The organism is Xanthomonas sp. NCPPB 2933 (assembly GCF_056725225.1).
Window position 1 is genome coordinate 4,615,002 of record NZ_CM161518.1, and the last position, 21,319, is coordinate 4,636,320.

Genomic DNA, 21,319 nt, shown 5'->3' on the forward strand with positions numbered 1-21,319 from the left:
TTACTCACGAGCCCAAGTGCTCGACATCATCGAACGTGAAGCGACCGAGCGGAATATTCCGCGTGACGACTTCCTGCGTTTTGCCCACGTAGAGACTGGCGGTGCCTTCGACGAGTTGGCCAGCCGCGGAGCCGGTGGCGCGAAGGGGCTCTTTCAGTTCACTCCCCCGACTGCCGCGCAATACGGCATCGCTGGGCGCGAGTTGGACGCTGTGGTCAACACCGACGCAGCCGCGCGGTTGTATCTGGATAACAGGACGAGTCTGGTTGACCGGCACGAACGCGATGGCCGGCCTTACCTCTCGGGCAAACCTGCGCCGGACGGCCTGGACATGTACTTGGCCCATCAGCAGGGCGCCGGTGGCTACCGCTCTCTTCAGACTGCGATCGCCACGGGATCTTTTGGTCTGGAAAGCACACGCGCCAACATCATCAACAATGTCGGCGAGAAAGAGCTGAAGTCACTGACGGGTGTCGATTCGGCGACGTTCCGCAGTATGTCCGACAAGGATATGGCGCAGACGTTCGTGCAGTACTGGGATACGAAGATGGACCGTATCCGTATCCCTGAAAAAGGCATCGAGCCCATTTCGGCCACGCAGCAGACACCGTCGTCGCAGGCTGCGCCATCGCAGTCCGCGCCTGCCCAGCCGGAGAAGGCTGCAGCGCAGGGCATCGCGCTCCACGCCGCCTATGACCTCACCAACAAATACGACCACGTCAAGTACGGCCTGGGCGCGAAAGATCCGGACAAAGGCAAGGTCGATTGCTCTGGCTGGGTGGTCGAGATGCAGAACGCGACCATGGATGAGATCAACAAGGGCGCCGGCAAGGCTGTCTTCACCAAGGACGAAAAGTTCAGCCCTGGTTTCGACAGTGCATCCGAACTGCTGCGCAAGGCCGAGCAGCGCTCTGGTGTGCTGATCCAAGGCAAAGACGTCACTGCCCAGACCCTCAAAGAGGGCATGATCATTGGTGAGGACAATGGTCCCCAGAGCTGGGACAAGGGGCGCTACAAGGGCATCGACCACATCACCATGGTGGTGCGCGACCCCAAGGATGGCGAACTCAAGATCAGCCAATCGCGTGGTGGCGAGGGTGTCGAACTCAGCTCGTTGGATTCTTACCTTGAGCGCAAGCACGCCAAGGGGGTCAAGCTTTACGCCAGCGACCCGCTGTCTGAGGCGCGCGACCTGCTGCAGGACCGCAGCCAGGACAAGCAGCAGTCCCACGCAGCCACAGAGCACACACCCAGCCAGGCACGCGCCGCCGCTGATGCGCCGGGTGTCCTGCGCGAAAATGCACGTGGCACCGAAGTTCATGCCTTGCAGCAGACGTTGCAACAGCTGGGCTACAAGGACGCTGGCGGCAATGAACTCAAGGCCGACGGCGCATATGGCCAACGGACGAGTGACGCGGTCAAGGCATTCCAGCGTGCACACGGGCTGCAGGACGATGGCGTGGTTGGCCGCGACACGCTCACTGCACTGAAGCAGGCAGAAAAAACGCCGCTGCTTTCGGAGAAAACCAACCCCGACCACCCGCTGTTCAACCAGGCCGTCAGCAAGCTGGAACAGCTGGGTCCGAACGCATTCGCCAACCGGCAGCAGCTGGTGAACGCTGCCGGCCACATGACCTTCGAAGCAAAGGTCAGCGGCCTGCAGCGCATCGACATGGTGGCGCAAAGCAAGGATGGCAACGGGTTGTTTGCCGTACAGGGTCAGCCACATGACCCGGCACACCAGCGGATCTACACGGACAAGGCGGTAGCTGCAGAACGTCCGTTGGAGCAAAGCAGCAATGCTGTGCGACAGGAAGCGCCGCAGCCGCAGGTTCAAGATCAGCACGAGCAGCAACGCAACCAGCCGCGCAGCGTAGTTTGATAGATCTGCAATCCAGAACAGAAGGGGCACTGATCGATAGATCAGTGCCCCTTCTGTTCTTAGTGATGTATTTACCGTGATTTTTTGTCAGATCACATCAGGCGCTGGATATCCGGCGTCGAACGATCTGACAATTCAATTGGATGCCGCAACAGCTTCCCTGTCGGGGAACCACTGCGGCAAACGCTCGGCTAATTTCGCCGCACACTCGTCGCTATAGGCTTGCGCAGCGGCTTTGACCAATGCGTAATCGTTGGCTTCCCATTCCTCGATCGACGCAGTGCGAGGAGTGGGCTGGCAACCCAAGCTATACGGACTGGCTTTGCGCTTCAGGAACCCGCTTGACTCACCACCGATGCTGACTTGGTAGCGTAGTTCGTACGGGGATTTATCGTCGCTCAGGCTCTGGTAGACCAGCCGCCATTCGGACATGAGCACCTGCAATGGAAACGAATCAATCGGCATTGCGCCGGGCTTTGCGGTGAAATAGCGCTTCAACTGCGCGTTGATTGCCTCGCGCTGTATCGCGCACCCAGGGTTGCCGATATTTTCTATCGACTCACCTTTCAACTGGCGTTTGTCAAAGGTGAATCCACCAACCCTGCCGAAGATCGCAGCAGCCATCACATTTCCAACAACCTGCCCAGCGATGACCGCGCCGGTATGACTACGACGGATCACGTGCAACATCTCATCACCGGCCGGCTGACCATTGGAGCTGACGACCATGCGCGCCTGTAATGGCAGCAGCAGGGCCCAGTCCGCAGAAAGCGATAGCGCAGCCGCTGCATCCCCACCGGCGATGGTCGCAGGCAGATCTTCTGCCACCACCACTACCGTCCCTGCCTCAGCAGCAACCGCATAGGCGGTTGCGGTTGAAAAATCCCCGCCCGCAAATGCAGGGACGACCGCGATGGCTTCGGCAACACGCGCAGCCGTACAGAACGCGCTGGAAGCACGCATCTGTACTTCATGAAATTCGATGCCGTTGATCTGATGCACGACCGCATCCTGGCCGTACTGCGCCACCAGTTTGGCAACAATGGCCTCCTGCTCGACCGGCTGCTGGCCGCAGACCTTGGCCGCGGCGATGCGCGACCAAGCGAACTGCAGCGCAGGATCCCACCCCATCGCGTCTTCGCCCACAAACCCGTGGTCGTAGTGGTAGGCGTAGATGGCCGGGTCGATTTCTTGCAAGGTCATCCCGCCCACACCCGCATAACCGGGCGGAACATCGCCAGCCATCGCAACGCCGCTCAGTGCCGAGATCGCCACCGCAATCAATGCTTTCATAGATTCCTTCCACTGGAAATGGCGTCGCATTGCGTGTCCCCCACGCAATGCGACAAGACACTGTCAGACCGCGCGGACAGCGGCCAATAGCACAGTGCTCGGTCCATCAGACAACGATCCGCAGTCGGCTTGAACGCTCAGTTGCGAACATAGTGTGGGCGCATCACGCGCACTTGGCAGTCGGGGCGGTCCCCACATCTGTAGGGACCGCCCCGGAAGTGGCGGTTATCTATGCATGCAACAGTCCGCCAGTACTGCGCTGCCACTCGCGCGGCGGGCGCAGTGCGGCAAGCGTGTGGACCAACTCGCGATAGCTGTGGGCCAATTGCGCGAACAGGCTGGCATCGCTGCAACGCGTGTCGGCCACATCGGAATAGGCGCCGCGCCCCAGGTCGATGAAGTAGTCCACGCTGAGCCGGCGACGTTGCGCCACGCCGGGAAACAGCCCGGCAATCAGCAGACAGCCATCGCCCACATCGCGTAGCAGATCGGCACGCACACTGCCCATCTGTTCCTGCGCATGCAACCACGCCAATGCCTGCGTGCGCGAAAGCAGATGCGCATCGCGCTGGAAGCGCAGCAACACGAACACCAGATAATGCTCGCGCGATTCGTCCAGCGGCCGCGCGATGCGCTGCCCTGCCTCACGTACCAACGCCTGCCACAACTCGGCCGGCGCGCCCTGTTTGAAAGACTCGTGCATACGTCCTCCTGCGTGGTGGGACCCTCGCCAAGACAGAAGCATATTCCGGGCCAAACGGTTGGCAGTGCCGGGTGTCGAGCGCTAATGCAACCCGTGCCGACGAGCGCAGATGGCGGCATGGTGCGTGGCCACATGCCAGCGGCATCGAAGCCGCATGTCCATCGCAACGGCCGGGTGGATCCGAGACACCTCACTGTGTCGATGCCTCGGCATGTCGACGAAAGCGCGCAACAGCACGACTTGTCCGAAAAAGTGACCTGGCTCGCGCAGCGAGACATTGGCATCAAACGAACGCGACTGTGTGATCCATGTTCGCATTCAAACGCGTGCGCCTCTCTAGGATGGCCGCTGCCCGGCGCGCCCGATGCCGCTGGACATCCAGGTTCTGCGGTCGCGGAGGCGCGATGCACATGCATGACGCCCAGCCCTTGCCGTGCTGCATCGGCGGTCGCAGAACTTCCCAGCGGGATCAATGCGCAGTGGTTTGGCGCGCTCCCGCAATTCCCGGAAGTCTTGTGCTTCCGCAACAGGAGTCATCCGAGATGGGTGTAAAAACGTCAGTCGTTTCACTATTCCTGGCATCCACGCTGTGGCTGTCCAGCAGCGATGGCCACGCCTTTGCACGGCCTGGCAGCGCGCCGGAGACGCGCACACCTGCAAGCAACAGCAAAACCACCGCGATCGGTCCTGCGTCCGCGGCGTATCCAGGTCCGACAGAGGTGCCCGCCGGCACGGCGATGACGTTCTGGGCATCGCAACCGGTCGACCGCAACGAGACGGTGGTAGTCAGCGGTGGCAACATCGACCCCAGCGCCACGGTGCGCCTCACGCGGCTCGACGATGGCGCGGTGGGTAGTCCGTTGGAGGCGACAGACAGCACCAATAGCGGCTGGAGCAGCGTGACACCGACGCAGGCCACCGAGCAATCGCTCAAGTTTCAGCTTCCCGATAGTGCGCGCGGCGTCTATGCGTATCAGATCGTCACCGGCAGCGGTGCGGGGGGCAACGACGCTGGTGAATGCGCCGGATATCTGGTTCGTGCAGGGCAATGTCGGCGGCGGTGCATCGCCGCGTGGCAGGCTCAATGTGTTCGGCACCGCCTTGGGCAGGATGTCGGCATCGAGCCAGCCGGTGCGGCTTGCGCTGGTCAAGAATGGCACCGTGCAGCGTATCGTGATCGCCGACGAATCGAATCCCAAAGAAGGCATGTACGCACAGAGCTTCGCCATTCCGGCCGACATGCCCGAAGGCGACTACGAGCTGTATTTGCACAATGGTTCCGGCGGTCCCAGCGCATGGAGCCGCTATCAGAATTTCGGCGTCGGCGCAGATCGCACCGCCCCACGTCGCACCATCACCACCGTCAGCATTGCCTATCCGACCAACTGGCCGAACATCCAGTGCAGGGTGGCCCCGGCGATCGGCAACGGCGCACCGGACGATGCGAGTTTTGCCGCCGCATTCGCCTGCGCGGCCAACGGCGGTGTGGTGTCGATTCCCGCCGGCAGATACACCTTGTCGCAGCAATACGCACAAGGATTCAATCAGACGATTCCTAACCACGTGGTGATCGCGGGCGCGGGCAAGGACGCCACGGTGCTGTCCTTTCCGATTGCCAATAACACCACGTTGTTCAAGGGCAACGGCATCTTTTACACGCCGCCACGTCAACCCAAGTGCGATCAGCAGATCAACTGGGCCACCAACCTGTTTGGCATACGCGACCTGGCCATCGAAGCGCCCGCCATGCGCGAAGGAACCGGCATCGTGTTCGAGCATATGCCGCTGACGGATCTGCGCTCGGTCCCCTTCGTGCGCGATATCCGGCTCACCCTCGGCAGGCAAACCGATCGCACGGCCAACGGGCCGCTGACGACCGGCATCCAGGCAAGCAATATCTCCAACCTGCAGATCAGCGGAAACGACATCACTGCCAGCAAGCCGATCACCATGGATAAACACGTCTACGGCGCCACCGTGCAAAACAACACACTGCGTTGGCATGAGCTGGCACTGACGTTCAATCATGATGTGCAAAACGCGCTCATCACGCACAACCGGCATCTGTCCGCCGGTGCGCCCTACCATCAAACGCCCTCGGAACTGGGTTTCGCTGCGCCCGGTCGTGATGTGTACTACGCAGACAATGCCAGCCAGTATCCACAGGATGCGCAGCAAACCTGGCAGCTGACGCTGGACGAGGGCATCGGCAACTATCTTGGCAAGGTCGCTGCCAGTTCGGGGACGACGCTGACGTTGGCCAACAATGCAAAAGACGTTCCGTATCTGTGCGATCCCGATGGCAACTCGGTGATGATCGTGTCCGGCAAGGGTGCCGGCCAGATGCGTTACCTGATGGGCAATACATCGCCGCTGGGTAACCGCGTGAACCTGGACCGTGCATGGGACATCCCGCCCGATCAGAGCTCCATCGTCACCATCGTGACCACCAACGGGCGGATGTTGTTCGTCAATAACGACCATGGTGGCGCCGGCCCGATCACCAACTTCTTTCCATCCGCCGACGTCATCCATGCATACAACCGGCTGCATCGCTTTGGTGCTGGAATCGTGCAGCCCACCGGGTTTTATACCGATGCCAACTCGCTACTGGCAGGCTGGCATTCGCAGATGCTCAATAATGAAATTACTGCAGATGCGGTTGCCAACCCGTCCTCGATCGGCGGCCAGACGGCAGTATTAAACCTGCAGGGGAGCAATCTCATGATCAGCGAAGGCAAGCGGGAAAATGCCTGGTACACCGATGCCGTCACCAGCACCGGCATCATCCGCAATAACCGCTTTGCCGCAGGCGCAACTGGAAGCGTGGGCCTTTGGGATCGGGTGAAGAACTCGCTGATCGAGAACAACATCACCCCGGAGGTCCGCATTCAAAACGAAAACGTCAAGGACGCATTGATCCGCGGCAACCGCACGGCAAGCGGGCAAACGTCGCCGGTCATCATGAATGAGCCCCGCCCGGGAAATGGAAATCTGATCGTGCCGTAGCTGACGCGGGTACCGGTACGCTGCGCCCATCGTGTCGCAGCGTACTGGCCTATTGCTCAGCCCGCACAACAGGCGCGTTACGCCGAGGACGCGGCTCTGGATAACACCATCTGGTGAACGCTCTTCGGCATGAATCCGCGTCGAAGGCGCCCATCTCGCAGTGAGCGCAGCGCTTTATCAGCCGTTCCTACTCCACCGTCACCGACTTGGCCAAGTTGCGCAGCTTGTCCACATCGGTGCCGCGCGCCAACGCGGTGTAATTACGCCAACAGTTGCACCGGAATGGTGTGGATCACCGGCGACAGCACGCCGGCGTGGCGCGGGGTGCGGATCACGTGCACGCCTTCGGAACTGCCACTGCAGGGCACGTCATCAGGTACGCAAGACCAGTGCCTTTCGCTCTTCACGATTCACGAGCCACGTGAGCAATGCACCGGGCAGCAGGAATCCCATCGTTACAAGCAAGCCGTGGAGCATATGTACCGCCGGCTCGTCTAGCACGGCGATGTGCTTCATCGGAGACAGCCACGGAGAAAGATTGAAGAACGCGATCGTCAAGACGACAAGCGACAAAGTCCAGTTCACCCCACGCTTGCGCGCCGAATTCCAGGCGTAAGCGGCCAGCACAACAACAAAGAGTCCTTCGATCACCCAAGAGGCGGTGCCAAGCCGTCCCCACAGTCCCAGACCAAAGTGGGTTTGGGAATGCGGCAACAGTGCCAGGTCATTGTTGTGCATTGGCCAGTCGGCAAGGAAGTGAGAGAAAGACGCGATGAACGCCAGAACTGCAACGCGCCTGTCTTTGCAGAAGAGGCCAGCCCAGACCAAGGACCAAACGACCGCCGCCAAGAGCGAATGATCCCAGTCGATGAATGTCAGGTCGAAGAACAGATAGGGGCCTGCAGCAAGGTTGGGCGTTACGATGTCCCAGCCAAGCATGATGAAAATACCGTCCAGGATGTCGAGAAAGCCCACGCCCAGCAGTAGCGGAAGCGTCGGGATGCTCGGAAAGCGGGCTTTCAAGGCTAGTCCGATCGCAAAGTGACCCACATACATGGCTGGTGCTCCAAAGATTAGGCCTGCATGGTGCCCCCGTTGAACCCTCCAGACTGTAAAATCAGAGCAGTTCGACCACGGTCCCGTGCTATGCCCGACGATGGCACCCTGAGTCCAGAGATTGCAGAGATTTTTCTCTCCCAGGCTTCGGTTCGAACGTGTGTTGCGGGGCAGCGCATCTTTGAGCTGGGCTCCTCCCCTGCCTGCATGTTCGGCATTCTCAGCGGCTCGGTCCGGGTCTCGCTGGAGCCGATCCAGCTCAGCGAGAGGCTGTCGCTGGTCCTTGGACCAGGCCAGTGGTTCGGGGAAGTTCCGCTGCTGGATGAGCGGGCACGGGCGTTCAGCGCTGTGGCCCACGGACGTAGCAAGATCGCCGTCGTCTCGACTGCCGCCTTCAACCGTGTGATTGCATCCAACCCGGCGGCGCTCCTGGCCATCACCCGCCTGGTGTGCTCACGCTATCGCCAGACCTTGGACTGGATTGAAGCCAACCAGGCACGTTCGCTCGAACGCCGGCTGGCGGCTCAGCTTCTCACTGCCCAACACAACGTCCGCATGCCACAGAGTGCGCTGGCCGACAGGCTGGGCGTCTCCCGTCCTACCGTGAACCGGCTCTTGAAAGCATGGAAAGCCCAAGGCTTGATCGACGTTGGCTACGGGAAAGTCAATGTGCTGAACATGGACGCCCTGGCATCGATCCTCGCAGGGGAGCTAGAGCGCGACTAGCGCCCCTTGGCGCCTGGATGATCAGGCCAAGCGCCCCACAGCGGAACCAGCATGCGCGATCCGATTCTGTGGATGGCAGACCAGCAGGAGTTGCAAGCGTCGCGCTGTAAAAACGCAAAAGGGCGGGAGCAATGACGCCCCCGCCCTTTCGCTCTTTTCGGGTTTGGACGAAGCATTACCCGTCCGCCCGCCACACATCGGCGCTGGTTGGACGAACCATTGTCCAGTCGGACCGAGAGTTCCCTGCGACCGCCCACGATGCTGGGCTTCTGCCGCTACTCCACCGTCACCGACTTGGCCAGATTCCGCGGCTTGTCCACATCGGTGCCGCGTGCCAGGGCGGTGTGATAAGCCAGCAACTGCACCGGGATAGTGTGGATCACCGGCGACAGCACGCCGGCGTGGCGCGGGGTGCGGATCACGTGCACGCCTTCGGAGTCGCTGAAGTGGCTGTCCTGATCGGCGAACACAAACAGCTCGCCACCGCGTGCACGCACTTCCTGCATGTTGGATTTGACCTTCTCCAGCAGGCGATCGTTCGGTGCGATCACCACCACCGGCATCGCCGCATCCACCAGCGCCAATGGGCCATGCTTCAACTCGCCGGCCGGATACGCTTCGGCGTGGATATAGGAGATTTCCTTGAGCTTGAGCGCGCCTTCCAGCGCGATCGGGTAATGCAGGCCACGGCCGAGAAACAGCGCATTTTCCTTGGCCGAGAAGCGCTCGGCCCAGGCCATGATCTGAGGCTCCAGATTCAAGGCATGCTGCACACTGCCCGGCAAAAAGCGCAGCTGCTCCAGATAATCGGCTTCATCTGCCTCGCTGATGCGGCCCTGCAATTTGCCCAGCACCATGGTGAGCTGGAACAGCACCGCCAGCTGCGTGGTGAACGCCTTGGTCGAGGCCACGCCGATCTCGGCGCCTGCGCGTGTGTAGCAGACCAGTTCGCTGGCGCGCGGGATCGCACTTTCGGGCACGTTGCAGATCGATAGCGTGTGCAGATGTCCCAGCGATTTGGCGTATTTCAGCGCCTCCATCGTGTCCAGCGTTTCGCCGGATTGGGAGATCGTGACGATCAGATGTTTGGGGTTGGCGTAGGCAGCGCGGTAACGGTATTCGCTGGCGATTTCCACGCTGCACGGCAGCCCGGCGATGGCTTCGACCCAGTAACGCGCGGTCATGCCGGCGTAGTAGCTGGTGCCGCAGGCCAGGATCTGCACGCCTTCGATGTCGCGCAACACCGCTTCGGCATTCGGGCCAAATAAAGACGCAGGAAATCCCTTGGCATCGATCGCCGCTTCGATGGTATCGGCCAGCGCACGCGGCTGCTCGTGGATTTCCTTCTGCATGAAATGCCGGAACGGGCCGAGCTCCAGCGATGCCAGCGACACATCCGACAGATGCAGCGGGCGTTCGACCGGCGCGTCGTTGCCATCGAAAATCCGCACGCCCTCGCGGCGCAGTTCGGCGGTATCGCCCTCTTCCAGGAAGATCACCTGGCGGGTGGCCTGCACGATCGCCGAGACATCGGAGGCGACGAAGTTCTCGCCCTCGCCCACGCCGATCAATAACGGGCAGCCCATGCGCGCGCACACGAAGCGCTCCGGCTCGGCCTGGCTCATCACCGCCAGCGCGTAGGCACCGGTGAGCTCCTTGACCGTGCGCTGCAGCGCGATCAACAGATCGCCTGCGCTGCCCAGATGGTGATGGATCAGATGCGCGATGACTTCGGTATCGGTCTGCGACTCGAAGGTGTAGCCGAGCGCGCGCAGTTTCTCGCGCTGTTCTTCATGATTTTCGATGATGCCGTTGTGCACCAGCGCCACGCCGGCGCTGATATGCGGGTGCGCGTTGGCCTCGGTGACGCCGCCATGGGTGGCCCAGCGGGTGTGGCCGATGCCCAGCGTCGCGCCGAACTGCTCGGCCTGCGCTGCCTGCGCCATCTCCACCACGCGCCCGGTACGACGCACGCGGCGCAGCTGCGCGCCATCGAGTACCGCAATGCCGGAGGAATCGTAGCCACGGTACTCAAGACGCTTGAGTCCTTCGATCAGGACCGGGACCACATCGCGCCCGGCGATCGCTCCGACAATGCCGCACATAGGACAACCCTTGAAGACGAAGCCGCGCATTTTAGCGTGTCCGATCTTGTCCGCTGCATGACCATGCCCGGACAGCGTGTCCGCGTTGGTGTCCGCGGACACTGCGGACACCTGCCACCTGAGCACAAAGACCTTTACTTTCAGCCACTTGGCAATTGGCACAGGTTCTGCTTTATCGCAGTGACGCCAACGAGCCAGCCGATCATGATTCGCGATACCTCTGCCCAGGACCAGGTTCTCCGTACATCCGCCCAGCGCGCGCCGTGGCGCCGTTGGCTGTGGCCTGGTATCGCTGCGGTCGCAGTGTTGGCCGGTATTGGTTGGGCGGTCACCGCATGGAGCGCCGGCAGCCGCTCGTTCGATGCCAGCCGGGTACGGATCGCCACGGTCAGCCAGGGCGACCTGGTGCGCGACATCGCCGCCGACGGCCGCGTCATCGCCGCCAACAGCCCGGTGCTGTACGCCATCTCGGCCGGCACGGTGACGCTGAGCGTGGTGGCCGGCGACGTGGTCAAGCAGGGCCAGGAGCTGGCGCGCATCGACAGCCCGGAGCTACGCAGCAAGCTGGCGCAGGAGCAGGCCACGCTGGCCGGTCTGGAAGCTGAATCCAGCCGCGCCGGGCTGGATGCCACGCTGGCCCGTGCCAACGCCAGCAAGCTCACCGACCAGGCCAAGATCGACAAGCAGGCCGCCGCACGCGACCTGGAGCGCTATCAGCGCGGCTACGATGGCGGCGCGGTGCCGCAGGTGGAACTGGCCAAGGCACAGGACACCTTGAAGAAGACCGATATCGACCTGCAGCACGCGCAGCGCGATGCCTCGCTGAAGAGCCAGGGCGCGGATCTGGATTCGCGCAACAAGCGCCTGCTCGCCGACCGCCAGCGCGCGGTGGTGGCCGAAGTGCAGCGCCAGGTCGATGCGCTCACGCTGCTGTCGCCGTTCGACGGCCAGGTCGGCCAGGTGCAGGCGGTGCAGCACACCCAGGTCGTGGCGAATGCGCCGATCCTGGGCGTGGTGGATCTGTCCAAATTCGAAGTCGAGATCAAGGTGCCGGAAAGCTTCGCGCGCGATCTGGCGATCGGCATGCCGGCACAGCTCACCAGCGGCAATGGCGAACCATTCCCCGGCGCCATCTCGGCGGTGTCGCCGGAAGTGGTCAACGGCGAAGTCACCGCGCGCATCCGCTTTGCCGACAAGCAGCCGCCGGGCCTGCGCCAGAGCCAGCGCATGAGCGCGCGCGTGGTGATGGACACCCGCCGCAACGTACTCAAGGTCGAGCGCGGCCCGTTCGTCGAACAATCCGGCGGCAGCTACGCCTATGTGATGGATGGCAACACCGCGGTGCGCCGCCCGGTGCGCATGGGTGTCAGCAGCCTGGGAGAGGTGCAGGTGCTCTCCGGGCTGCAGGCGGGCGACCGCGTGGTGGTGTCCGGCGCAGATAACTTCGGCGATGCCCCACGCGTCACCGTTCACTAAAAGCGGCCAGCAAACTTACTGCGGTTTGTTAGCCACTCTAAATCTCTTTCGCACACATCTCCTACGCAAAGGAATCGGCAATGCTCAAGATGCAATCGGTCTCCAAGGTCTTCCGCACCGAACAGGTGGAGACGCACGCGCTGCGCTCGCTGGACCTGCATGTGCGCGAAGGCGAATTCGTCGCGGTCACCGGCCCTTCCGGCTCGGGCAAGACCACCTTCCTCAACCTCGCGGGGCTGCTGGAGACCTTCACCAGCGGGCAGTATCTGCTCGATGGCGAAGACGTCAGCCATCTGTCCGACGATGCGCGTTCGCGCCTGCGCAATCAGAAGATCGGTTTCATTTTCCAGGGCTTCAATCTGATCCCCGACCTCAACCTGTTCGACAACGTCGATGTGCCATTGCGTTATCGCGGCATGGCCGCAGCCGAGCGTAAACAGCGTATCGAAGAAGCCTTGACCAAGGTCGGCCTGGGCTCGCGCCTGAAGCACTACCCCACCGAGTTGTCCGGTGGTCAGCAGCAGCGCGCTGCGATTGCGCGCGCATTGGCCGGCAGCCCACGACTCCTTCTGGCCGACGAACCCACCGGTAACCTCGACTCGCAGATGGCGCGCGGAGTGATGGAACTGCTGGAAGAAATCAACAGCCAGGGCACCACCATCGTGATGGTCACCCACGACCCGGAACTGGCCGCACGCGCGCAGCGCAACGTGCACATCGTCGACGGCCAGGCCACCGATCTGGAACGCAATCCCGCTCTGATGCGCTCGCGCGATAGCGCACCCACCCGGGCCGAGTAAGGGGCACCTCCATGTTCGGCTATTACTTCACTCTCGCGGTGCGCAGCTTCCGCCGCAACAAGATCCTCACCGCGCTGATGGTGCTGGCAATCGCGCTCGGCATCGGCGCCAGCATGACCACGTTGACGGTGTTCTACATCCTATCTGGCGATCCGTTGCCCGGCCGAAGCCAAACAATTTTCATCCCGCAATTGGATGCCCGGTCACGTGATCACCGCAGTACGGAAGCACTTGAGCAACTGACCCGCTTCGATGCCGAGGCCCTGTTGCGCGAGAAACGCGCCGATCGCCAGGCGATGATGAGTGGCGGCAATGTCGCCGTGGAGCCAGACAACGCTTCCCTGCGCCCGTTCTCGCTTGACGCACGCTATACGTCAACCGACTTTTTCCCGATGTTCGACACCCCTTTTCTCTATGGGGGCGCTTGGTCAACGAGCGATGACAGCAACCGTGCGCGCGTGGCGGTTCTGTCCGAAGCGCTGAACAAGAAACTCTTCAACGGCGAAAACAGCGTTGGACGCACAGTGCGTGTGGGCCGCAAAGATTTGCGCGTCGTCGGTGTCCTGCGCGCCTGGCGTCTTACGCCGAAGTTCTACGACCTCAACAACGGCGGCAACTACGGCAAACTCGAACAGATCTTCATCCCGTTCAGCACGGCGATCGAGCAGAAGTTCTCAACCAGCGGCTCGCGTTCCTGTTGGGGAGCAGGAGGTAGCGCAAACGGGGAAGACATCAATGAACCCTGTGCCTGGATCCAGTACTGGGTACAGCTGGACACGCCGCAGAAAGTTGCCGCGTATCGGCAATATCTGGAGAACTATTCGGAGCTGCAACGGCGTGCCGGACGCTTTGAGCGGCCTGCCAATGTGGAGCTGCGCAGTTTGATGGAATGGCTGGACTTCAAGAAAGTGGTACCGAGCGATGTCCGCCTGCAGACTTGGCTGGCATTCGGTTTCTTGCTGGTCTGCCTTGTCAACACGGTCGGCCTGATGCTGGCAAAGTTCCTGCGGCGCAGCGGAGAAATCGGTGTACGCAGGGCACTTGGTGCGACCAAGCGCAGCATCTTCGCGCAGGCATTGGTGGAGGCAGCGGCGGTCGGATTGACCGGCGGCATTCTCGGCCTGTGCCTAGCCGGTCTTGGACTGTGGGGAGTACGGCAACAACCGACCAACTACGCCGATCTCGCTCATCTGGATCCGGCCATGTTGTTCACTACGTTCCTGCTTGCCCTGCTGGCAAGCGTACTGGCGGGATTGCTGCCGGCATGGCGCGCCTGCCAGGTCGCCCCCGCCATCCAACTCAAGTCTCAGTGATGCCCTGACGGCCGGACGACTTTCGCGGCACCGGCCGCAGCCAGTAACCATCAAGGAACCCTTCCATGGAAATTCGCCCCATCCTTTCCACGCTGCGGCGTCACAAGACGGCCGCCGCGTTGATCGTCCTCGAGGTAGCGCTCAGCTGCGCCATCGTTTCCAATGCGCTTTTCCTCATCGGCAACCGACTGGAGCGCATACAACGTCCCAGCGGCCTGGCCGAGAACGAGATCGTCAGCATCAGCATCACCGGCATCGGGCTCGATGAAAACGCCAACGCATTGACCGAAACCGACTTGGCCGCACTGCGCGGGATTCCCGGCGTCAAGTTCGCCTCCTCTGTCAGCCAGGTCCCTTTCGGCAATGGCATATGGATCAGCGGCATCAAGCTGAGCGCTGACCAAAAAATACCAACCATCGACGTCAACGCCTACAACGGCGATCCCCAGACGCTCGATACGCTCGGCTTGAAACTGGTGCAAGGACGGCGTTTCACTGAGGGGGAATTCAGCTGGAATGACGACGAGACGGCCAAGGTTCCCAGCGTCATCCTGACCAAGAGTGCGGCAGAGAAATTGTTCCCCGGGCAATCGGCATTGGGCAAGTCCATCTACACGGGGGACACGCCAAGCAAGATCGTCGGCATCGTCGAGCACTTCGCACGTGTCAACGAATACGGTGGTGCTGCCGTCTACGACGACTCGATGCTGTCCCCCGTCAAGATTTCCTATAAGCAGGGGAATCGGTACCTGCTACGAACCGATCCAGAGCGGCGGCAGGAGGTGCTGCGTCAAGCGGTCGCCGTCCTGGAGAAGAACAGCACAAATCGCATCATCCAGGAACAACAGACGCTGGAAGACATGCGCCGGGACTTCTATAGCCAGGATCGCTCGATGTCCTGGCTACTGGCCACCATGAGCATCGCTTTGCTGGTGGTGACCGCATTGGGCATCGTCGGCCTGGCCAGTTTCTGGGTGCAGCAGCGCACCAAGCAGATCGGCATCCGCCGTGCGTTAGGCGCGACACGTGGTCAGATCCTGCGCTATTTCCAGATCGAGAATTTCCTGCTCGCCTCGATCGGCATCGTGCTCGGCATGTTGATGGCCTATTCGATCAACCTCTGGCTGATGGCGCGCTACGAGCTGCCACGCTTGCCGTTGATCTATCTCCCGATCGGCGCAGTCACCTTGTGGGCACTCGGCCAAATCGCGGTGTTCTGGCCGGCCCGCCGCGCTGCGCTGGTACCGCCGGCGGTGGCCACGCGTAGCGCGTGATGTACCGCTACCCATCATCGAGGCGATGCCGCCGACGATGGGTAGCGGCGGCGGTCAGCCGCTGATGCAGATTGCGCAATTGGCCGCTACGCTGCCTGTCGCTGCCGGCCGCACCATCACCAGCTAAATCCAGCGCAATACAGCGCAATACAGCGTCGATGTCATCGACCTGGACCGCTGAGGCGTAGGCGTCTTCGATTCCTTCGCTGAGGCATACAGCACCGCCACTACTTTGCCACCGACAGGATGCAGCACCTGCACGTGCCCGGACTGCTTGGGTCCGGCAGGTCATCCGTGTGACGACGCCCTGCATAACGGCACCTTTGCCAAACCCGCAACGACCTCTGCGCGCCAATCGCAGTGATGTGCAATCCAACCAAACGCATGCATTCAGACACCTAGGCTGCGATGCGCAACATAGTTCCGCCGCGCGCCGAATCCTGTTCTTATAGCTCTTTCCGCCCGCCCCACTATCGAGCAACGCGATGCCGCAGATTTTGATCATCGACGACAACACCGCCGTGGCCACCGCGCTGGAGGTGCTGTTTTCGTTGCACGACATCGAGGCACGGCACGCGCATTCGCCGCAGGCCGGGTTGGCGCTGCTGGACGAACAAGGGTTCGATCTGGTGATCCAGGACATGAACTTCAGCGCCGACACCACCTCCGGCGAGGAAGGCGAAGCGTTGTTCACGCAGATCCGTCAGCGCCATCCGGATCTACCGGTGATCCTGCTCACCGCCTGGACCCATCTGGGCAGCGCGGTGGGCCTGGTCAAGGCCGGCGCGGCCGACTACATCGCCAAGCCCTGGGACGACACCAAGCTGCTGACCACGGTCAACAACCTGCTGGAACTCTCCGAAGCACGCCGCGAACTCGAACGCCGCCGTGAGCGCGAACGCCGAGGTCGCGAGCAGCTGACCCAACGTTACGATCTGCGCGGCGCGGTGTTCGCCGACCCCGCCAGCGAACGCGCGATCGCGCTCGCCTGCCAGGTCGCACGCTCGGACCTGCCGGTGCTGATCACCGGCCCCAACGGTAGCGGCAAGGAGAAGATCGCCGAGATCATCCAGGCCAACTCGCCGGCCAAACATGGCCCGTTCATTGCGCTCAACTGCGGCGCATTGCCGGGTGAATTGATCGAAGCCGAATTGTTCGGCGCCGAGGCCGGCGCCTATACCGGTGCCAACAAGGCGCGCGAAGGCAAGTTCGAAGCCGCCGATGGCGGCACGCTGTTTCTCGACGAAATCGGCAACCTGCCGTTGGCCGGGCAGATGAAGCTGCTGCGCGTGCTGGAAACCGGCCGCTACGAGCGTCTGGGCTCCAACCGCGAACGGCATGCCAAGGTGCGCGTGATCAGCGCCACCAATGCCGATCTGCAAGCGATGATCCGCGAGGGCAGCTTCCGCGAAGATCTGTACTACCGCCTCAACACGGTGGAAATCGCGCTGCCGGCACTGGCCGAACGCCCCGGCGATATCGGGCCGTTGGCCGAGCATTTTCTGGCCGGCAATAAACCACTGTCCACGCAGGCGCGCGATGCGCTGCAGCGGCACGCATGGCCCGGCAACGTGCGCGAGTTGCGCAACGTGCTGCAACGCGCGTCCCTGCTCGCGCAAGGTGTGCGTATCGAAGCCAGCGATCTGAACTTGCCACGCGCTGCCGCGCCGCGCCCGGTTGCGCCGGCTGCAGGCGAGCCGGATCGTGCCCGCATCGAACAGGCACTGGCGCGCGCACAAGGCGTCATCGCCCAGGCTGCCGCCGAGCTGGGCCTGAGCCGACAGGCGCTGTATCGGCGCATGGACCGCTACGGCATTACTTCGGAATGATCCCCGGCATGTGGCAGCGTTCTTTCACATTTTCCCTGTTTTTGCGGCTGTTGCCGGTGCTGGCGCTAGCGGCCGCGTTGCCGTGGTTCACCGCGTACTGGCTGGACCGTGGCTGGCAAGTCGCGGCGCTCTCGGCGGTGCTCCTGTTGTCGGCGATGTGGTTCAGCCTCAGCCGCGCCACTGCGCCGATGCGCTCGCTGTTCCGCGCACTGGCCGGCACCACCAGCAGCTACCGCGATGGCGAATACAATTTCGGCGTGTACTGGCGCGGCACCGACGAACTGGCGCAACTGGTGCAGGCGCACGCAGAACTTGGCGAGGTACTGCGCGCGCAACGGCGCAATCTGGTGCAGCGCGAATTGATGCTCGACACCATGTTGCAAAACACCCCGGTGGCGATGCTGCTGGTGGTGGCCGGTGGCGATGGCGTGCGCCGTATTGGTTTCTCCAACAACGCTGCGCGCAAGCTGCTGCATGACGGCCGCAAACTCGAAGGCCAGCATCTGGACGACGTGCTCGGCCGCATGCCGAACGAATTGCGTGATGCCTTGGCACGCGGCGGCGATTGTCTGTTCGCAGTACGCGAAGACGGCGATGACGAAGACGACGAGCAGATCTATCACCTCTCCCGCCGCAGTTTTCATCTCAACGGACGCGGCCACGAGCTGTTGTTGATCCGCACCTTGACCAACGAACTGCGCCGCCAGGAAGTGCAGACCTGGAAGAAGGTGATCCGTGTGATCAGCCACGAGTTGAACAACTCGCTTGCACCGATCGCCTCGTTGGCACATTCCGGCGCCGAGTTGCTGCGTCGCGAACGCACCGATCGGCTCGGCATCGTGTTCGAAACCATCGAAGAACGCGCACGCCATCTAGAAGGCTTCATCCGAGGCTACGCACGCTTTGCCAAGTTGCCGCAGCCGCAGCTGCAGACCATCGAATGGGCGCCGTTTCTGGGGCGCTTGCGGCAACAGATTCCGTTTCAGCTGCAAGGCGCGCTGGCGGATGTCTCCAGTCGCATCGATGCGGCGCAGATCGAGCAGGCATTGCTCAACCTGCTCAAAAATGCACACGAGGCCTGCAGCGAGGCGCAGCCACCCAACAGCGACGTCGCTGTGCGCGTGACCCGCGTGCCGCAGTGGCTGCGCATCGAAGTGCTGGACCGCGGCAACGGCATGAACGAGGCCGTGCTGCATAACGCACTGATGCCGTTCTACTCGACCAAGCGCAACGGCACCGGGCTCGGACTTGCGCTCACCCGCGAGATCGCCGAAGCCCACGGCGGACGCATCTCGCTGCACAATCGCGAACACGGCGGGTTATGCGTCACCTTGTTGCTGCCGTCTGCGGTGGCCGGTTAGTTCGCTGCAAGCTGTAGCGAGCAACCGTTTGATAACGGCTTTCAGTCGCCGCGAAGCGTCCCGCGCTCTTCGATTCGCGGTTTCTTCAACGCACCACAGGCATCGTCTGCACCCGTCGTTCGCGTGGCGTCGATCGCGCCGTAATAGCCAGCCCCCACCGTGTTGTCGAAGAACTGCCCGCCTTGCGAGGGACATTCGCCGTCGGGTTTGATCCAGTCCGAAAACGCCGCGTACTTGCCGGCCCGGACGAAACGGTTGGCACTCACGTAGGTGTTGTCCGAAGCATCGCGGGTACGCACCGCATCGCCGTTGACGTCGGTAAACGTATTGCCTTCGATGCGATTGCCGGAGGAGTGACGCGCCAGATACAGCGCATGGATGAAGCCCGAGGTCTTGGTGTCGTTTTCGATGGACACGAAGCGATTGCGTTCGATGCGGTTGTCGCGCGAATTCTGCAAGCGGATCGCCGCGAATGAATACGCCGCTTCGCTGCTGCTGCCATGGATGCCGCCGATCCGCTCGAAGCTCATGTTGCGAATCACGTTGCCGCTGTTGCCGTCCTGGCTGCGTTTGCTGCTGCCCAGATCCATTGCCATCCAGTAATTGCTGACTTTCAAACCGGCAAAGGTCAGCCGCGTGGCGGCATTGGCGCCGCCCTTCAGCGTGAACCAGGTCGCGCCACCGCGTCCATCGAACCACGGTGGCGTGGCGGCATCGGATGCTGCGATGAAGCGAATGGACGCGCCGTTGGTGAATGTCCATTGCACCGACTGCCGCAGATACGTGCCTGCGGCAATCACCACATCTACCGCGCCGGTAGGCCGCCGTTCGAGCAAGCGTTGTTGGGCGGCACTCAAACTACGCAACGCCGTCGAGGCACTGGTGCCCGCAGCGGCGTCGCTGCCATCCGGCGCCAGATACAGCCGAAAGGTCTGTGCGGATACCGCCCCTGGTAGCAGCGCTGCCAAGAACACCATCAACAGCAGTGCATAGCGTCGCGTTTGCATTGGGCACCTCGTAATCGTTGGCGACGTGGGTGGTCTGCCAGTATCGTCACTGCACAGCGCAGGTGCAGCATGCGGTGCAGTACGACGACCAAGCCGCATGCACCCACCGCTATTTCTTGGTCGGACGCTCCCAGCCTTCGATCACGGTCTGACGCGCACGCGCCACGCTGAGCTGGCCGGCAGGCGCATCGCGGGTGATCACCGAGCCCGCGCCAATGTTGGCCATGGCGCCGATGGCGATCGGTGCCACCAACGCGCTGTTGGAGCCGACAAACGCGCCATCGCCGATGGTGGTCTGCGACTTGTTCACCCCGTCGTAGTTGCAGGTGATGGTGCCGGCGCCGATGTTGACCTTGCTGCCGATCACCGCATCGCCCAGATAGGTCAGATGGTTGGCCTTGCTGCCCACGCCCATCGTGACCTTTTTGGTCTCGACGAAATTGCCGATATGCACGCCATCGGCAAGCACGGTGCCGGGACGTAGCCGCGCGAACGGGCCGATCATCGCTGCGCCCTCGGTCACCACGCCTTCCAGATCGCAGTGCGCGCGCACCTGCGTACCGGCACCAAGCGTGACATCGCGTAGCCGTACGAACGGGCCGATCACCACGCCATCGCCCAGCGTCACCTCGCCTTCCAGAATCACATCGATATCCAGTTGCACGTCATTGCCCACTGTCACCGTGCCGCGTTGCTCCACGCGCGCCGGGTCGGCCATGCGCACGCCCCGCAGGCACAGCGCACGTGCCGCACGTGTCTGCCAGGCGCGCTCCAGTAGCGCGAGTTGCCACAGGTCGTTGGCACCTTCCACATCCTGCGGATCACTCACATGCACCATGTCGGCCGGGGTGAAATCGGCCGCAGCGCTGGCAAACACATCGGTGAGGTAGAACTCGCCCTGCGCATTCTGGTTCGACAAACCACTCAGCCAACGACGCAGCGCCGTGGACTCGGCGGTGAGGATGCCGGTGTTGATGGTGCGGATGCGGCGCTGCTCGTCGTTGGCATCCTTCTGCTCGACGATCGCGGCGACCTTGCCTTCGGCATCGCGCAGGATGCGGCCGTAACCGCTGGGATTGGGCACATCGGCCACCAGCACCGCCATGCGCCCGGGTGCGTGCAGCAGTTGCAGCAAGTCGTTGGACTGGATCAGCGGCACATCGCCGTACAACACCAGCACCGTGGCTGCGTCCGGAATCGCATGCATCGCCTGCTGCACCGCATGCCCGGTGCCCAGTTGCTGACGTTGCTCGGCCCAGTGCAGATCGCTTTGCGCAGCGAACGCCGCCTGCACCTGCTCACCACCGTGCCCGTACACCACATGGATCGCGGCTGGCTGCAACTGCCGCGCAGTGGCGATCACGTGCGCCAGCATCGGCTGGCCGGCAAGCGGCTGCAGCACCTTGGGCAGGGACGAGCGCATGCGCTTGCCCTCTCCCGCGGCCAGGATCACGACGTGCAGGGGCAAAGTCATCGAAGCGTTCC

The 21,319-nt window shown here is 62.4% G+C and carries 16 protein-coding genes; 9 read left to right on the forward strand and 7 right to left on the reverse strand.

The window, feature by feature from the left end; translation table 11 throughout:
• The first annotated feature begins 16 nt into the window (after nucleotides 1–16).
• Nucleotides 17–1,882, forward strand: coding sequence for an XVIPCD domain-containing protein (locus AC1PLU_RS19425; RefSeq protein ID WP_481093588.1), 1,866 nt, complete (start codon nucleotides 17–19; stop codon nucleotides 1,880–1,882).
• A 135-nt stretch (nucleotides 1,883–2,017) separates the two neighbouring features.
• Here AC1PLU_RS19425 and AC1PLU_RS19430 read toward each other — a convergent pair whose 3' ends face one another.
• The 3 genes from AC1PLU_RS19430 to AC1PLU_RS19440 all read right to left on the reverse strand — a co-directional run bounded on the left by AC1PLU_RS19430 (nucleotide 2,018) and on the right by AC1PLU_RS19440 (nucleotide 5,422).
• The gene (locus tag AC1PLU_RS19430; RefSeq protein WP_481107000.1) at nucleotides 2,018–3,175 is read right to left on the reverse strand and encodes a hypothetical protein; all 1,158 of its coding nucleotides are present in this window, start codon (nucleotides 3,173–3,175) and stop codon (nucleotides 2,018–2,020) included.
• 229 nt (nucleotides 3,176–3,404) lie between these two features.
• Nucleotides 3,405–3,878, reverse strand: coding sequence for a hypothetical protein (locus AC1PLU_RS19435; protein WP_481093590.1), 474 nt, complete (start codon nucleotides 3,876–3,878; stop codon nucleotides 3,405–3,407).
• 1,373 nt (nucleotides 3,879–5,251) lie between these two features.
• Complete coding sequence (locus AC1PLU_RS19440; protein WP_481107001.1) at nucleotides 5,252–5,422, reverse strand: hypothetical protein; 171 nt, start codon at nucleotides 5,420–5,422, stop codon at nucleotides 5,252–5,254.
• A gap of 19 nt (nucleotides 5,423–5,441) precedes the next feature.
• On the opposite strand from AC1PLU_RS19440, the gene AC1PLU_RS19445 reads away from it, so the two are divergent.
• On the forward strand, nucleotides 5,442–6,887 hold the full coding sequence (locus AC1PLU_RS19445; RefSeq protein WP_481107002.1) for a hypothetical protein: 1,446 nt from the start codon (nucleotides 5,442–5,444) through the stop codon (nucleotides 6,885–6,887).
• A 372-nt stretch (nucleotides 6,888–7,259) separates the two neighbouring features.
• On the opposite strand, the gene AC1PLU_RS19450 is transcribed toward AC1PLU_RS19445, so the two are convergent.
• Nucleotides 7,260–7,943, reverse strand: coding sequence for a hypothetical protein (locus AC1PLU_RS19450; protein WP_481107003.1), 684 nt, complete (start codon nucleotides 7,941–7,943; stop codon nucleotides 7,260–7,262).
• Nucleotides 7,944–8,033: 90 nt separating this feature from the next.
• Between AC1PLU_RS19450 and AC1PLU_RS19455 the strand changes: the two genes are divergently transcribed.
• Entirely contained in the window at nucleotides 8,034–8,669 is a 636-nt protein-coding gene (locus AC1PLU_RS19455; RefSeq protein ID WP_481107004.1) for a Crp/Fnr family transcriptional regulator, read from the forward strand.
• A gap of 275 nt (nucleotides 8,670–8,944) precedes the next feature.
• On the opposite strand, the gene glmS is transcribed toward AC1PLU_RS19455, so the two are convergent.
• Nucleotides 8,945–10,774: a glutamine--fructose-6-phosphate transaminase (isomerizing) gene (gene glmS / locus AC1PLU_RS19460; RefSeq protein WP_481108559.1), complete on the reverse strand. Its 1,830-nt coding sequence runs from the start codon at nucleotides 10,772–10,774 to the stop codon at nucleotides 8,945–8,947.
• A 204-nt stretch (nucleotides 10,775–10,978) separates the two neighbouring features.
• On the opposite strand from glmS, the gene AC1PLU_RS19465 reads away from it, so the two are divergent.
• The 6 genes from AC1PLU_RS19465 (at nucleotide 10,979) to AC1PLU_RS19490 (ending at nucleotide 18,827) form a co-directional block, all read left to right on the forward strand.
• Complete coding sequence (locus AC1PLU_RS19465; protein ID WP_481107005.1) at nucleotides 10,979–12,250, forward strand: efflux RND transporter periplasmic adaptor subunit; 1,272 nt, start codon at nucleotides 10,979–10,981, stop codon at nucleotides 12,248–12,250.
• Between the two features lie 80 nt (nucleotides 12,251–12,330).
• Nucleotides 12,331–13,050: an ABC transporter ATP-binding protein gene (locus tag AC1PLU_RS19470; RefSeq protein ID WP_481107006.1), complete on the forward strand. Its 720-nt coding sequence runs from the start codon at nucleotides 12,331–12,333 to the stop codon at nucleotides 13,048–13,050.
• Between the two features lie 11 nt (nucleotides 13,051–13,061).
• A complete protein-coding gene (locus tag AC1PLU_RS19475; protein WP_115039691.1) occupies nucleotides 13,062–14,363 on the forward strand; it encodes an ABC transporter permease in 1,302 nt (433 codons plus the stop codon).
• A gap of 65 nt (nucleotides 14,364–14,428) precedes the next feature.
• Entirely contained in the window at nucleotides 14,429–15,637 is a 1,209-nt protein-coding gene (locus AC1PLU_RS19480) for an FtsX-like permease family protein (protein WP_115039690.1), read from the forward strand.
• Between the two features lie 485 nt (nucleotides 15,638–16,122).
• The gene (locus tag AC1PLU_RS19485) at nucleotides 16,123–17,466 is read left to right on the forward strand and encodes a sigma-54-dependent transcriptional regulator (RefSeq protein ID WP_115039689.1); all 1,344 of its coding nucleotides are present in this window, start codon (nucleotides 16,123–16,125) and stop codon (nucleotides 17,464–17,466) included.
• A gap of 8 nt (nucleotides 17,467–17,474) precedes the next feature.
• Entirely contained in the window at nucleotides 17,475–18,827 is a 1,353-nt protein-coding gene (locus AC1PLU_RS19490; protein WP_481107007.1) for a sensor histidine kinase, read from the forward strand.
• 41 nt (nucleotides 18,828–18,868) lie between these two features.
• Here AC1PLU_RS19490 and AC1PLU_RS19495 read toward each other — a convergent pair whose 3' ends face one another.
• Together AC1PLU_RS19495 and glmU are read right to left on the reverse strand one after the other, a co-directional pair.
• On the reverse strand, nucleotides 18,869–19,834 hold the full coding sequence (locus tag AC1PLU_RS19495) for a right-handed parallel beta-helix repeat-containing protein (protein WP_481107008.1): 966 nt from the start codon (nucleotides 19,832–19,834) through the stop codon (nucleotides 18,869–18,871).
• A 109-nt stretch (nucleotides 19,835–19,943) separates the two neighbouring features.
• Nucleotides 19,944–21,308, reverse strand: coding sequence for a bifunctional UDP-N-acetylglucosamine diphosphorylase/glucosamine-1-phosphate N-acetyltransferase GlmU (gene glmU, locus AC1PLU_RS19500; protein WP_481107009.1), 1,365 nt, complete (start codon nucleotides 21,306–21,308; stop codon nucleotides 19,944–19,946).
• Nucleotides 21,309–21,319 lie beyond the last annotated feature (11 nt).